This window comes from Geminicoccus flavidas (assembly GCF_009806515.1).
GTDB lineage: Bacteria > Pseudomonadota > Alphaproteobacteria > Geminicoccales > Geminicoccaceae > Geminicoccus > Geminicoccus flavidus.
On record NZ_WUJP01000667.1, the window covers coordinates 1 to 14,272 of the forward strand.

Here is a 14,272-nt window from a genome sequence, read left to right on the forward strand (position 1 = left end):
GCAACAGGTCCAGGGCGCGCGAGAGCTGGTAGTCCTCCTCGCCCTCCTCCGGGATCGCCGAAGCTTCCGGGGGCAGCGGCGGTGCCACGCCCGGCACCTCCTCGCTCTGGTCGTTGCGCAGCCGGCCACGCAGATCGGCCTCGCGCCGCCCAAACGAGTCGTCGGTCTCCTCGATGTTCGCGGCATGCACCTCGATGTCGGGGGTGATGCCCTTGGCCTGGATCGAAGTGCCGGCCGGCGTGTAGTAGCGCGCGGTGGTAAGCCGAATGGCGCCATGGCCCGGGATCGGCATGATCGTCTGTACCGAGCCCTTGCCGAAGGTCTGGGTGCCCATGACGATCGCCCGGCGATGGTCCTGCAGGGCACCTGCCACGATCTCGGAGGCCGAGGCGGAGCCGCCGTTCACCAGCACCACCATCGGCACGCCGGCCAGGACGTCGCCCTTGCGCGCGTTGAAGCGCTGGATGTTCTCGTTCTCCCGCCCGCGGGTCGAGACGATCTCGCCCTGGTCGAGGAAGGCGTCGGACACCGCCACGGCCTGGTCGAGCAGCCCGCCCGGGTTGTTGCGCAGGTCGAGCACCAGGCCCTGCATCTTGCCGCCCATCTCGGCGCGCATCTTGTCGATCGCGTCGCGCATGCCCGACGCCGTCTGCTCGCTGAACGTGGTCAGCCGGACATAGCCGACATTGCCCTCGGCATGGGCGCGCACCGGCGAGATCTTGATGATCGCGCGGTTCAGGGTCAGGTCGAACGGCTCCTCCGAGCCCTCGCGCATCAGGCGCAGGCGGATCGGGGTGTCGACCGGCCCGCGCATCTTGTCGACCGCCTCGGACAAGGCGAGGCCGGTGACCGCCTCGTCGTCGATATGGGTGATGAAGTCGCCTGAGCGCACGCCGGCCTTGGCGGCGGGAGTGTCATCGATCGGCGAGACGACCTTGATCAGGCCGTTCTCCATGGTGACCTCGATGCCAAGCCCGCCGAACTCGCCGCGGGTCTGCACCTGCATGTCCCGGTAGCGGTCGGTGTCCAGGTAGCCCGAATGCGGGTCGAGGCTGGTAAGCATGCCGTTGATGGCATTCTCGATCAGCTTCTGATCCGGCACGTCCTCGACATAGTCCGCGCGGACCCGCTCGAAGACGTCGGCGAACAGCTTGAGCTGCCGATAGACCTCGCCACCGGACTGCGCGGACAGCGGTGCCACTTGACCGACCAGCACGCCGAAGGCGACGGAGCCGCCGATCAGTAGCCCAGAGCGTATAAGTCTCGCCGTCATCAACCCCGGACCTTGTCTTCGCGAGCCGCAAGCCACGGCATCGGATCCACCGGCACACCCTTGCGCCGTAGTTCGACATATAGGCGTCCCGATACGCCGGACCCAGCGTCCACCGTACCGATCCGTTCGCCGGCCAGAACCTCCGCTCCGGCAGCCACGCCGAGACGTGCGAATCCAGCCATCAACGTATGGTAGCCATTGCCATGGTCGATGATCAAGATTTGCCCGTAGGAACGAAACGCCCCAGCGAACACGATCTTGCCAGCTTCCGGCGCCAGGATGGTGCCGGAAGGCGGCGGGTCGAGCAGGATGCCGCGCCGGGCGGCACCACGCGCCGGCGGCGGCAGCACCGGCAGGCGGGCCGGGATGCCGTCCCACGCTGGCTCGTCGCCTCTGGGCAGCGACCAGGGCAGGCCTCCGGCGCGGCCAGGCGGCAGGTCGGCCAAAGCCAGGGCCGCTGCCCCGTCCGCTGCCCCGTCTGCTGGCGGCGTGTGCGGGAGTGCTGGCCGGAGCAGTGCTTCGGCTGGCAAGGGGGCGGCTGGCAGGACGGCGGCCGGCAGGGGAGCGGCCGCACCCGGCTGGCGCAGCTCCATGGCCAGTACGGCCAGGGGTACCTCCTCGATCCGGGCCCGCTCCTGGCCGAGCTGCGCCATCAGCCCGTCCAACGCCGCCATGGTCGCCTCGCCCTCCACGCGAGCCTGGCCGAGCTGCGCCAGGGCCCGGTCGGCTTCCCGCAGGGCCTGTTCCGAGCGGCTCCAGTCGATGCTGCCGGCGCGAAGCGCCGCCCGGCGGTAGCTCACCTCGGTGGTGGCCCCACTCTCTCCCGCCAGCCGCAGGGCCGCGACCGTTCGTCCGGCGGCACCGCTGAGCGCGCGGCGCAGCGAACGCACCCGGTCGGCCGCTTCCTCCAGCCGGATCTCGGCCTGCACCCTGTCCGCCGCGACCTGGTCGATCCGGTTCTGCGTGCCGCTCAGTGCCGCCTCCAGCCCCAGTGTCGCCAGATGAAGGCGGCGGATCTGCTGGGCGCGCTCGGCCAGGTCCGCCGCCGTTGCGGCTGTGCTCCGGTCCAGCCAGGGCGCCGAGCTGGCGGCGCCGGCCGGTGCCGCCAGGAGCGCCAGCAGGGCCAGCAGGGCCGGGGCGCCCGGGCGACGCATCCTGTCAGCGATCCGCCGGCGCTGGCGTGAGCAGCGAGCGGCCGGTCATGGCGGCGGGCTGCTCGACCCCCAGCAGCGCCAGCGCGGTCGGCGCCACGTCGGCCAGCACCCCGCCTTGACGCAGGCCGATCCCGGGCGGCGCTCCCACCAGCACGATCGGCACCGGGTTGGTGGTGTGCGCGGTGTGCGGGTTGCCAGTCTCGGGATCGCGCATCACCTCGCAATTGCCGTGGTCGGCCGTGACCAGCGCGGCACCACCCAGGCGCTCAATCGCCGCGATCACCCGGCCAAGGCAGGCATCCACCGTCTCCACCGCGCGGATCGCCGCCGGAAGCACGCCGCTATGCCCGACCATGTCGGGATTGGCGAAGTTCAGCAGGATGAAGTCGGGCCTGGTATCGGCGATCGCCTGGACGACCCGGTCGGTCAGGCCCGGCGCCGACATCTCCGGCTGGAGGTCGTAGGTCGCGACCTTGGGGGACGGCTCCAGGATCTTGTGGCAGCCGGGCAGGTCCTTCTCCTCGCCGCCGTCGAAGAAGAAGGTCACGTGTGGGTATTTCTCGGTCTCGGCGGCGCGCAGCTGGGTGAGCCCCGCCCCGGCCACGACCTCGCCCATCAGCTCCGTCAGCGGCTCCGGCGGGAACAGTGTGGCGAGCCGCTCGTCCAGCGTGGTGGAGTAGCTGGTCATGCCGACCGCTGCCGCCAGCTCGGGCACATGCCCGCGCGCGAAGCCCTCGAAGTCGGGGTCCACGAAGGCGTCCATGATCTGGCGCACCCGGTCGGAGCGGAAATTGAAGCAGAGCAGCCCGTCGCCGTCGCGCATCCCCTGGTAGTCGCCCAGCACCACGGGCTCGATGAACTCGTCGGTCTTGTCGGCGGCATAGGCAGCGGCGATCGCCTGATCGGCCGAAGCCGCCCGCGGCCCCTGGCCGGCCACGATCGCCTGCCAGCCCTTCGCGACCCGCTCCCAGCGATGGTCCCGGTCCATCACGAAATAGCGCCCGCCGAGCGTGGCGAGGCGGGCCGTACCCCCCAGATCCTGCTCTAACCTCGCCACGAACTCGCCGGCCGAGCGCGGCGGCGTGTCCCGCCCGTCGGTTAGGACATGGACCAGCACCTCCAGGCCTTGTGCTGCCAGCGCTCTCGCCAGCGCCACCGCATGGTCCTGATGGGAATGGACGCCGCCCGGCGACACCAGGCCCAGCAGATGGAAGCGTCCACCTTTCGCCTTGACCGCCCGTGCCGCGGCGAGCAGCCGCTCGTTCTGGGCGAGGCTGCCGTCCCGCGCGGCCTGGCTGATCTTGGGCAGGTCCTGCATCACGACCCGGCCAGCACCCAGATTGGTGTGCCCCACCTCCGAGTTGCCGAACTGCCCATCCGGCAGGCCCACGGCCTCGCCGTCGGCGCGCAGCGTGGTCACCGGCCATTGCGCCCGGATCCGGTCGATCACCGGCGTCGCCGCCAGCGCCGCGGCATTGTCGCTCGGATCGGCGCGCTGGCCGAACCCGTCCAGCACCACCACGGCCACCGGCCTGATCTTCATGAGGAACCCCTAGCTGCGGCCCTGCCGATCCAGGTGGTCTGCCGCTCCCCTTGGGCAGGCGCGGGCCAAGTCGGGCAGGACCACTCGGGCTTAACGCCGATCAGCATGGCGGTCCAGTGAACCTGGCCGCAGCCGGCATGGTGCTTCAGTTGCCGGTGACCGCGTTCCAGAAGCTGCTGAACGATTCGTAGGATGCCCCGCCCTGGGAGGGTGCCGGTGCCGTGTCCGGGCCGGCGGTGGGCTCGATCCCGGCCAGCCCCGCCGTGCCCTCCGCAAGGGAGCCGTCCGGCCCGGCCGCCGGTGCTACCTCGATGGGGCCAGCCTGCCTCATGTCCTCGCCATCCCCGACCGGATCGGCCCCGACCGGATCGGAAAGCCCCGGATTGCCCGGCAGGTCGGCCGGCTCGCCCGCAGACCTGCCCCGCAGCGGGCGGGGCTCCGCGCTCAGGCTCTCGAGCTGCAGGGATTTTCGCTCGATCCGCTCGGGCGTGTGCAGCCGCTCCGGCGTCCGCTCGATGTTGATCTCCTCGCGCGGCCGCTCGACGCCCAGCGTGTCCAGCAAGGCACCGGTGATCGTGATCGTGCGGTACACGGCAAAGCGCTGCTGGTACTCGGCAGTGGTGAGGTTGACGCGCGACACGAACAATTCGTTCTCGGCGTCCAGCAGGTCGAGCAGGGTGCGCTGGCCGACGATGAACTGGTCGGCATAGGCGTCGCGGGTGCGGCGGTTCGCCTCCACCTGCAGGCGCAGGGTCTCGATCCGGGCCGTGGCGGTGTCCAGCGCTATGAAGGCGCTGCGCGCATCCTCCTCGGCCTGGCGCCGGACCCGGGCCAGCGAGGAGCGCGCCTCGTTCAGGCGATGGAAGGCCTCGCGCTCCTGCGCGACGTCGGCGCCGCCGCGGAACAGGTTGTAGCGCATCACCAGGAGGACCTCGGCGCTGACATCGCTGCCATCCACGCCGTTCACGTCATTGGCGGTAGAAGCGCCCGCCTCCACGTTCAAGCGCGGGTAGTAGCCCGCCCGCGCGGCGCGCACCTCGGCCGCGGCGACGTCGACATCCGAGGCCGCGATCTGCACGGTGGGGCTGGACGAGGACGCCCGCAGCGCCGCCGCCTCGACCCCGGCGGGCAGGGCCGCGGTCGGCGGCTCCTCCAGCTGGAGGTCCATGGGCGCCATGCCCACCACCTGCAGGTAGGTCGAGCCGGCATTGGCGAAGTCGCCCCGGATCTGCTCCAGGCTGTCGACCGCCGCCGCGAGGCGGGCCTCGGCCTGGCGGACATCGGCGATCCCGGTGGTGCCGCCGGCCTCCAGGTCCCGGACCTCGCCCAGGATCCGCCGGTGGGCGGCGACATTGGCGTCGGCCAGTGCTATCAGGTCGAGATTGCGCAGATAGTCCAGATGGGCCTGGATGCCGTCCAGCGCGATGAACTCGGCCGCCTCGCGCACCCGGTTGGCCGCACTGTCCACCCTGGCGAGCTGCCGGTCGATCTCGCTGTGAGTGGCACCGCCGTCGAAGACCCGCTGGGTGAGGGTCAGCGAGGTGTCGGTGCGGAAACGCCCGTTGCTGTCGTTGCGCGCGCGAGTGCCGATCGAGTTGGTGTATTCCGGGCCGCCGGCGATCCGGAGGTCGAGCGTCGGCAGGCCCAGTGCCCGCGCCTGCTGGAGTTCCTGGTCCACCGCCAGGCGGTCGTTGCGGACCACGCCGATCTCGGGATTGGTGGCCACGGCGGCCCGGACCGTGTCGGCGATCGTGGTCGCCTCGACCGAGTTCGCCCCCAGCACGAGCGCGCTGGTGGTCAGCAGACCAGCCAATACCCGCTTCGGGGCCCGCATCGGGCGGTGTCCACCATTTCCTGGCATCCGATCCTTCCGCGCTGTCTCTGGCTACCCGAGAAAAACGGACAGCAACTTTCAACTGTCGATAGACGTCACTCCAAACACGCGTCAACGTCGACGTGCATGGGCCGCGGGTCAATAACAGGCACGGGACACCGCTTCCCCAATCGGCCGGAGATGGTGCATGTCGGCAACGCCGGGACGAGTTGTGTTTAGGAAGCGAGAATGGGAAGGGAAAGCTAACCTGTTGGTGCTAGAACGCCACCGCATGAGCTTGTGCTCATTCGATCACAGCCGGAAGGCGTGCCGTATGGCGGCAGCCGTTCCATCGCTTCGAGGGCCTGAGGAAATACGATGACGGAAGTCCGGCCGGACGATGATCCCGGGCGCGCGGTCGGTGACCCGACCGCGGATCCGAGCGCGGTGGCCGATCCGGTCCCGCCGCAGGCGGAGGCGGGTGCCAAGCGGCAGCAGGCGCCGCAGTGGCGGATCCGTGCCGCCACCTCACAGATCGACGACCCGCTCCTGGCGAGCCTGGTGGCCCTCACCCACTTGCTGGACCGGCCCTCCTCGGCCGATTCCCTGCGCGCCGGGCTGCCGCTCGAGGACGAGCGGCTGACCCCCGCCCTGTTCCCGCGCGCAGCCGAGCGCGCGGGGCTGGACGCGCGGCTGGTGCGCCGCGGCCTGCGTGACATCGACGAACTGGCCCTGCCCTGCGTGCTCCTGCTGCGCGACCGGCGCAGCTGTGTCCTGATCTCGCGCGGCGGGGACAAGGCGCGGGTGATCGTGCCCGAGACCGGCCTTGGCGTGCGCGAGATCGAGCTGGCCGAGCTTGAGCGCATCTATACTGGCCACGCCTTCTTCGCCCGGCCCGAGCTCGAGCTGAACGAGCGCGACAAGCGCCAGGGAGCGCCCCGCTTCGGCAATCACTGGTTCTGGTCGACCCTGTTCAAGCAGTGGCCGGTCTATATCGAGGTCGTGATCGCAGCGCTGCTGATCAACGTCTTCTCGCTCGTGTCGCCGCTGTTCGTGATGAACGTGTATGACCGGGTCGTCCCGAACAACGCGCTGGAGACCCTCTGGGTCCTGGCCGCGGGCGCGCTGATCATCTTCGCGTTCGACTTCGTCCTGAAGACGGCGCGCGGCTATTTCGTGGACACGGCCGGGCGGGCCTCGGACGTGATCATGGCCAGCCGGATCTTCGAGCAGGTACTGGGCATCCGCCTGGCCGGCCGCCCCGCCTCCGCGGGTGCGTTCGCCAGCAACCTGCGCGAGTTCGAGACGCTGCGCGACTTCTTCACGTCCGCCACCGTCACCGCCCTGGTCGACCTGCCCTTCATCGTCCTGTTCCTGGCGATCGTGTTCCTGATCGGCGGCGACCTCGCGATCATCCCCGGCCTGGCCGTGCCGATCGTGCTGGGCGTGGGCCTCCTGATCCAGCTGCCGCTCGACCGGATCGTGAAGGAGACCTTCCGCGAGACCGCGATGAAGCACGGCCTCCTGGTCGAGGCGATCAACGGGCTGGAGACCATCAAGAGCGTGGCAGCCGAGGGCCGGATGCAGCGCTCCTGGGAGCGGCTGGTCGCGGCCACCGCCAAGACCGCCAACAAGGCGCGCTTCCTGTCGTCCCTGACCGTGAACTTCGCCTCGACCGCGGCCAACCTCGTCTATGTCGGCATGGTGGTGATGGGGGTCTACAAGATCGCCGAGGGCGAGCTCACCGTGGGTGCCCTAATCGCCTGCACGATCATCGGCAGCCGGGCGATGGCGCCGCTGGGCCAGGTGGCGGCCCTGCTCACCCGGTTCCACCAGTCGAAGACCTCACTGGAAACCCTCAACAACATCATGGCGCTGCCCACCGAGCGGCCGGATGGGGCCCGCTTCGTCCACCGCCCGCACCTGCGCGGTGACATCGAGTTCAAGAACGTCACCTTCACCTACCCGAACCAGAAGCTGCCGGCGCTGCGCAACGTCTCGTTCAAGATCGCGGCAGGCGAGCGGGTGGCGCTGATCGGCCGGATCGGCTCGGGCAAGACCACCATCGAGAAGCTGGTGCTGGGGCTCTACGAGCCGCAGGAAGGTGCGGTACTGGTGGACGGCACCGACGTCCGCCAGCTCGACCCGGCCGACCTGCGCCGCTCGATCGGCTGCGTGCCGCAGGACGTCTACCTGTTCCAGGGCTCGCTGCGCGACAACATCACCCTGGGGGCGGCCTTCGTCGACGACCAGGCGGTGCTGCGCGCCGCTCGGATCTCGGGCGTGGAGGAGTTCGCCACCCGCCATCCCATGGGCTACGACCTCCATGTCGGCGAGCGCGGCGAGGCCCTGTCCGGCGGCCAGCGCCAGGCGGTGGCGGTGGCGCGGGCCTTGCTGCTCGACCCGCCGATCCTGATCCTGGACGAGCCGACCAGCGCCATGGACACCGGTGCCGAGAACCGGCTGAAGGCGCGCCTGGCCCGCGAGGTGCCGGGCCGCACCATGCTGCTGGTCACCCATCGCCAGTCGATGCTGACGCTGGCCGACCGGATCCTGGTGATCGACAACGGCCGGGTCGCGGCGGACGGGCCGAAGGAGAAAGTGTTGAAGGCGCTGGCATCCGGCCAGATCCGGGGAGAGCGGTGATGGCGAACCGTCCGGCCAGTCAGGGCGCGCCGGCCAGCGTCGGCGACTGGGTGCTGGGGGGGACGCCCGAGCAGGCCTTCATCCCGGGCGCTCATGGCGCCTCGCGCTGGAAGCCCCGGCTGTTCAGCCACCTGATCCTGTGGTGCGTGGTCGCCTTCGTGGTCGTGTTCGTCTGGTGGGCGCAATGGGCGACGCTGGACGAGGTCACCCGGGGCGAAGGTCGGGTGATCCCGTCCCGCCAGGTCCAGATCATCCAGAACCTGGAGGGCGGCATCCTGGCCGCGACCCTGGTGCGCGAGGGCGACATGGTCGAGAAGGACCAGGTGGTCGCCCGGATCGACAATGTCCGCGCCGCCAGCGACTATCGCGAGAACGTGATCCGCTATTACGGCCTGCTCGCCTCGGTGGAGCGGCTGCAGGCCCAGATCGACGGCCGCGAAATCCAGTTCCCCCAGGAGGTGCTGGATAATGCACCGCTGATCGCCCAGAACGAGCTGAGCCTGTTCGAGGCGCGCCGGCAGCAGCTGGACGACCAGATCTCAGTCCTGAACCAGCAGGTCGAGCAGCGGCAGAACGAGTTGCGCGAGCTGGCCAACAAGGAGGAGAGCCTGTCGGCCTCTCTGGAGCTCGCCCGACAGGAGCAGGAGATGGCCGCCCCGCTGGCGGCGCGCGGCATCTTCTCCAAGATGGACGCGCTCCGGCTGCGCCGCCAGGTGGTCGAGCTGGAAGCGTCGCTGGAGCAGGCCCGGCTGCAGAAGCCCCGGGCGGAGAGTGCCTTGAAGGAGGCGAACCACCGGATTGAGGCGGTGCGCAGCGAGTTCCGCTCCGAATCCTTACGCGAGCTGACCCTCAAGCGCACCGAGCTGCAAAGCATTCAGGAGGTGGTCTCGGCGGGGGCCGACCAGGTACGGCGCACGGAGGTGCGCTCGCCGGTGCGCGGCGTAGTCAAGCAGATCAAGATCAACACGGTGGGCGGCGTCCTGCCGCCCGGCGGCGAGATCATGGAGATCGTGCCGATCGAGGACACGCTGCTGGTCGAGGCGATGGTCCGCCCGTCCGACATCGCCTTCCTGCGGCCGGGCCTGCCCGCCACCGTGAAGATCACCGCCTACGACTACTCGATCTATGGCGGGATGCACGGGCGGGTCGAGGATATCAGCGCGGATGCACTGGCCAACGAGCGCGGCGAGACCTTCTTCCGGGTGCGGGTGCGGACCGACAAGGCCCATCTCGGCACGGACGAACGCCCGCTCGAGATCATTCCGGGCATGACCGCCCAGGTCGACATCCTGACCGGCAAGAAGACGGTGATGGACTATCTACTCAAGCCCATCCTGCGCGCCCGGGCCGAAGCCCTGCGCGAACGCTGACCTGCCAGGCCCGGGGCGCCACCGCGGCGGCGCCCCGGACCCTGAGATCCCTACCCCGGCTCTGGTCGTGAGCGTCAGGCGTGGCCGGCAGCACCGGACAGGAGCAGCGGGTCGACCTTCAGCTTGGCCAGCGCCCGGTCCCATTTGCTCTCGTCGTTGCGGTCGAACACGATGTCCGCGTCGCCCGGCACCAGCAGCCAGCCATTGTCCATGATCTCGGCATCGAGCTGACCAGGCGCCCAGCCGGCATAGCCCAGCGCCAGCACCAGGCGCTTGGGGCCCTTACCCTCTGCGATTGCCCGCAGGATCTCGACGGTCGCGGTCAGCGCGAACGACTCGTCGATCACCAGCGTCGAATCCAGCCGGTACTCCGCCGAGTGGAGCACGAAGCCGCGATTGGTCTCGACCGGACCGCCGACATGGACTGGCTGGTCGTCCGGCTGGCCGTTTCCGTCGATGCCGAGCTGCTGGAGCACAGCCGGCAGGCGGAGCTGGTCGATCGCCTGGTTGACCACGATGCCCATGGCACCCTCGGGCGAGTGCGAGCAGACATAGACCACCGACTTCGCAAAGCGCGTGTCGGCCATGCCCGGCATGGCGATCAGCATCATGCCGGTGAAATGCGGATGGGTATGATCTGAGGCAGCCATGCCATGCACATAGGCGCGCCGCCCCGGCACGCCAAGATGGTCCCGTGACGGTTGGTTCATCCACGTACGTCCGGACGCGGAATGGCGCCGGCCGTCCCGGGGTCGTGCCGCCGGTTGCGTGAGCGGCCCGGGTACTCCATTTCTCGTCCACGGGCCAAAGCGGCCCGGCATCGAACATGAGCAATCCGCCCGGCGGCGCGCCGGGGCGTCGCGACAGGATGGACGAGACATGGCGATCCGTGTGGGCGATCGGCTGCCCGAGGCCAAGTTCAAGATCCGCACGGCCGAGGGCCTGGAGGACGTGTCGACGAGCCAGGTGTTCGGCGGCAAGAAGGCGGTGCTGTTCGCCGTCCCGGGCGCGTTCACCCCGACCTGCCACAACCGGCATCTGCCGAGCTTCCTGGAGCATGGGGAGGCGCTGAAGGCGAAGGGGGTGGAAGTCATCGCCTGCGTGGCGGTGAACGACGCCTTCGTCCTGGACGAGTGGGCCAGGGTCAATGACGTGCAGGGCCGGGTGCTGATGCTGGCGGACGGCAACGGGGCGTTCACCAAGGCGATCGGCATGGAACTGGATGCCTCGGGCGCCGGCCTGGGCGTCCGCTCGCTGCGCTACTCCATGCTGCTGGAGGACGGGGTGGTGAAGGTCCTGAACGTCGAGGAGAGCCCCGGCGTCATGGAGGTCTCCGGCGCCGACCGGCTGCTGCAGTCGCTCTGATCCGGCTGCTGGCCGGCAGGCGTTGCCGAGCCGGCCCTCTGCCAGTCCGGCAGCCATGCTGCCGGGATACGGGCTGCCGACCAGGCAGGCCCCCCGGGGCCGATCGCTGTTGGCAGGCGGCACGTGCCGGCAGCAGGTCTCCCCGGTTCAGCCTGCACGAGCCGCTATGGCTGAACCTCCGGAACCGCCGCCCTCTCCTGGTTCCCCCTGGACCGGTCCTCTTCAAGGTGCGAATCATCCGGTTCCTGCCGAAGGATGGACCAAACGGTCAGGAGCCTGCCCTGGTGCTCGCTCCGGGCAGGCGACGCACGAGACCTTCCATCCTGGCCTGGACCCGCTCCGGGCTCATATCCGAGCCTGCATCCTGAGGCACTGGGGCGACGATCGCCGTTCCCGGCGGGCCACGACGCATGGAGGCGATCCGCCAGCCTTCCAGATCAACCGGCACCACCGCATCCCGGAACCGCACATCTGGCCCGGCATCGTCCGGGCGCCGGCAGAACCAGGACCGGAGCGTGCGCGAAGGACTGAGACCCGGTGCTGCACCGATCCGCGCCTACCCGCGCACGCGCCCAGTCGGTCGCGTCAGAGGCTGGTCGAGATCCCGCCGTCGACCATCAGCAGATGGCCATGCACATAGCTGGCCGCATCGGAGGCCAGGAACACGACGGCACCCTTCAGCTCGGCCGGGTCGGCCCAGCGGCCGACCGGGGCGCGGCTCTTGACCCAGCCGGTGAAGGCTTCGTCGTCGAGCAGCGCCCGGTTCATCTCGGTGGCGAAGTAGCCGGGCCCGATCGCGTTGACCCGCACGCCCTTGCCCGCGAGCTCGGCCGCGAGCGAGCGCGTCAGCCCGTGCAGGCCGGCCTTGGCGGCGACATAGCCATGGATGGTCGGGCGTGCGAGGACCGGGACAACCGAGCCGGTGTTGACGATGCTGCCGCTGCCCTGGCGGAGCATCACCCGGGCGGCCTCGCGTGCCATCCGGAAGCAGGCGGTCAGGTTGACCGCCAGCACCCGCTCGAAATCCTCGTCGGCCCATTCCACCAGCGGCCGGCGATGCTGGATCCCGGCATTGTTGACCAGGATGTCGAGGCGCCCGTGCCGGTCGGCCAGACGCGCCACCTCGGCGGCCGCGGCCGGTCCGTCCGAGACGTCAAACGCCGCCGCCTCGGCCGAGAGGCCCTGCGCCCGGAGCGCCGCCGCCCGCTCCTCCAGGCTGGCGGCGTCGCGCCCGTTCAGCACCACGGTGGCGCCGTGCTCGGCCAAGCCCTCGGCCATAGCAAAGCCCAGGCCGCGCGAGGCGCCGGTCACCAGCGCCACCCTTCCACTCAGATCGAACAGCTTGGACATCGGCTCCCCCTGGCCCTGATCGTGCTCCTGCGGGTGAAGCCTCACTCCGGGCCAGGGCGCAAGAGTGCCGAGGGGGTGGCGACCTTCGGCCGGCAGCTATTCCTCGTCGGAATCATCCGCCGATGCCTGCCACTCCTTGAAGCTCGGCCCCTTCCTGTCGGGCACCAGCGCCTCGAGCGCCTTGCGCAGCCACGCACCCTCCCTGTCGTCGCGGGCGAGGCTGCGGGCGAGATGACGGATCAATTGCGCGTCGGCCGGCCGGGCATGGACCTCAAGCCGGCGCAGGCCCGCCTCGATCAGGCGCTGGCGGTGAGCGCGCACCGACCCGCTCATCACGGCACCAGGAGCCTGACGATGGCGCCGGCCTGACCTATGGCCGCGCGGCTCATCGCCCATTCCCGTTGCCATTGCCGTTGCCGCTGCCGGCGTTGCCGTTGCCATTACCGTTGCCGCTGCCGGTCCCGCTCCGGCCGGGACTGTTGTTGCCACGGTTGCTGCCGAACTGACCGTTGCCCTGGCCGTTGCTGAGGTTGCCGTTGCCATTGCCGTCACCTCGGTTGCCGTTGCCGTTGTTGTTGCCCTGGCCGGTCCAGCGTTCCGCCGATGCCGGGTCGGCACCGTCCGAGTTTGGACGGCCGCCCGCCCGGTCCAGACCGTCCCCCCGCCCCGCCCCTGCCCCGAACCAGCGGCGGAGATAGTCGGTCAGGTAGGGCTGCTCGGCGGCAGCGGGCCGGATCCAGGGCTCAGCTGCCTGGCCTGCGCCGCCCGGCCCGGGCAGCTGACCGGCGGCGGCCAGGGCGGTCGAGACGAGCAGGGCCTTCATCGCATGCTCCGTTCCTGCGGCCACGAGCGGCGCATCTCAGCGCCGGCCGTTATTGTTGCCGTTGTGCTGGCCGAGATTGCGGTTGCCGTTGAAGCTGCCGCCGTTGCCGTTGCCGTTGCGGCTGCCGATATTGCCGTTGCCGTTGTAATGGCCGCCGTTGTCGTTGCCGTTACCGTTACCGATGTTGCCGTTGCCGTTGTGCCTGCCAGCGTTACGGTTGCCGTTGTCGCTGCCGATATTGCCGTCGCCGCCGTTCATGATGTCGATGTCGCCGTTGCCGAACATCCCGCCGGCGAAGGAGGGGTACGAGCGACCGGGGTGGTTGGCCGGCGCATCCGCGGGCACGGTGGTGGCAGCGGGCACGGTGGCGGCCGGCAAGGCATCGGCCAAGGCAAGCAGCCCGGCAGCGAACCAGGGCATGGCTGGCACGGAAGGTCACTCCTCTAAAGAGGGCCCTGAAGCAGGAAAGGCGCGCGCTCCCGCCGCCAGACGGGAACGCGCGAGCGATCAGTCGGCTACAAGGCCTGACCCGCCTCGGCCCACCCCGCCCCGGGCAGAGCCCGGATACGGGGTCAGGCTGCAGGTCACAGGCCAGTGGGACAGGCCGAATCGAGCCTGTCCCGGAGTGCAGCGTCAGCGGCCCCTGAAGCCGCCGTTGCGGTTACCGTTGTAGTTACCGTTGTCGCTGCCGTAGTTGCTGTTGCCGTTATAGTTGCCGTTGTCGCTGCCCCGGTTCTTGTTGCCGTTCACGTTGCCGTTGCCGTAGCCCTTGTTCTGATTGCCGTTCTGGTTGCCGTTGCCGTAGCCCTTGTTCTGATTGCCGTTCTCGTTGCCGTTGTAGCTGCCACGGTTCTTGTTGCCGTTCTCGTTGCCGTTGTACGACCCGTAATTGCCGTTGCCGTTGTCGTTCCCGTTATAGGAACCCTTGTTGCCAT

12 protein-coding genes and 1 pseudogene are annotated in these 14,272 nt (G+C 69.7%); 3 read left to right on the forward strand and 10 right to left on the reverse strand.

The genetic code is table 11. From position 1 onward, the window contains the following. The 4 genes from EQG76_RS18910 to EQG76_RS18925 all read right to left on the reverse strand — a co-directional run. The coding region (locus tag EQG76_RS18910) for a S41 family peptidase (protein ID WP_159715924.1) at positions 1-1,273 on the reverse strand (1,273 nt) is incomplete at its 3' end. After that, a complete protein-coding gene (locus EQG76_RS18915; protein WP_159715925.1) occupies positions 1,273-2,427 on the reverse strand; it encodes a murein hydrolase activator EnvC family protein in 1,155 nt (384 codons plus the stop codon). The genes EQG76_RS18915 and EQG76_RS18910, both read right to left, overlap by 1 nt. A gap of 4 nt (positions 2,428-2,431) precedes the next feature. Then, complete coding sequence (gpmI, locus tag EQG76_RS18920) at positions 2,432-3,970, reverse strand: 2,3-bisphosphoglycerate-independent phosphoglycerate mutase (RefSeq protein WP_159715926.1); 1,539 nt, start codon at positions 3,968-3,970, stop codon at positions 2,432-2,434. 145 nt (positions 3,971-4,115) lie between these two features. After that, positions 4,116-5,804: a TolC family outer membrane protein gene (locus tag EQG76_RS18925; protein WP_159715927.1), complete on the reverse strand. Its 1,689-nt coding sequence runs from the start codon at positions 5,802-5,804 to the stop codon at positions 4,116-4,118. 357 nt (positions 5,805-6,161) lie between these two features. Here EQG76_RS18925 and EQG76_RS18930 point away from each other — a divergent pair, with 357 nt between their 5' ends. Continuing rightward, positions 6,162-8,429: a type I secretion system permease/ATPase gene (locus EQG76_RS18930; protein WP_159715928.1), complete on the forward strand. Its 2,268-nt coding sequence runs from the start codon at positions 6,162-6,164 to the stop codon at positions 8,427-8,429. Beyond that, positions 8,429-9,799, forward strand: coding sequence for an HlyD family type I secretion periplasmic adaptor subunit (locus tag EQG76_RS18935; protein ID WP_159715929.1), 1,371 nt, complete (start codon positions 8,429-8,431; stop codon positions 9,797-9,799). Before EQG76_RS18930 ends, EQG76_RS18935 begins: the two co-directional genes overlap by 1 nt. 74 nt (positions 9,800-9,873) lie before the next feature. Here the strand turns inward: EQG76_RS18935 and EQG76_RS18940 are convergent, their stop codons facing one another. Further along, positions 9,874-10,449 (reverse strand): YqgE/AlgH family protein, encoded by a 576-nt coding sequence (locus EQG76_RS18940; protein WP_159715935.1) that lies wholly within the window; start codon positions 10,447-10,449, stop codon positions 9,874-9,876. A gap of 229 nt (positions 10,450-10,678) precedes the next feature. Between EQG76_RS18940 and EQG76_RS18945 the strand changes: the two genes are divergently transcribed. Continuing rightward, positions 10,679-11,164, forward strand: a complete 486-nt coding sequence (locus tag EQG76_RS18945) for a peroxiredoxin (protein ID WP_159715930.1) — start codon at positions 10,679-10,681, stop codon at positions 11,162-11,164. 585 nt (positions 11,165-11,749) lie between these two features. On the opposite strand, the gene EQG76_RS18950 is transcribed toward EQG76_RS18945, so the two are convergent. From EQG76_RS18950 to EQG76_RS18970, 5 genes and pseudogenes are all read right to left on the reverse strand, one after another. Then, positions 11,750-12,514 carry an SDR family oxidoreductase gene (locus EQG76_RS18950; RefSeq protein ID WP_159715931.1) on the reverse strand — a complete coding sequence of 255 codons (765 nt, stop codon included), beginning with the start codon at positions 12,512-12,514 and terminating at the stop codon, positions 11,750-11,752. A gap of 96 nt (positions 12,515-12,610) precedes the next feature. Continuing rightward, positions 12,611-12,847 (reverse strand): hypothetical protein, encoded by a 237-nt coding sequence (locus EQG76_RS18955; RefSeq protein WP_159715932.1) that lies wholly within the window; start codon positions 12,845-12,847, stop codon positions 12,611-12,613. A 52-nt stretch (positions 12,848-12,899) separates the two neighbouring features. Further along, entirely contained in the window at positions 12,900-13,337 is a 438-nt protein-coding gene (locus EQG76_RS18960; protein ID WP_159715933.1) for a hypothetical protein, read from the reverse strand. Positions 13,338-13,373: 36 nt separating this feature from the next. Continuing rightward, positions 13,374-13,715: a hypothetical protein gene (locus EQG76_RS18965; protein ID WP_159715934.1), complete on the reverse strand. Its 342-nt coding sequence runs from the start codon at positions 13,713-13,715 to the stop codon at positions 13,374-13,376. 255 nt (positions 13,716-13,970) lie between these two features. Beyond that, a pseudogene (locus EQG76_RS18970) lies at positions 13,971-14,272 on the reverse strand (hypothetical protein); the annotation flags it as partial.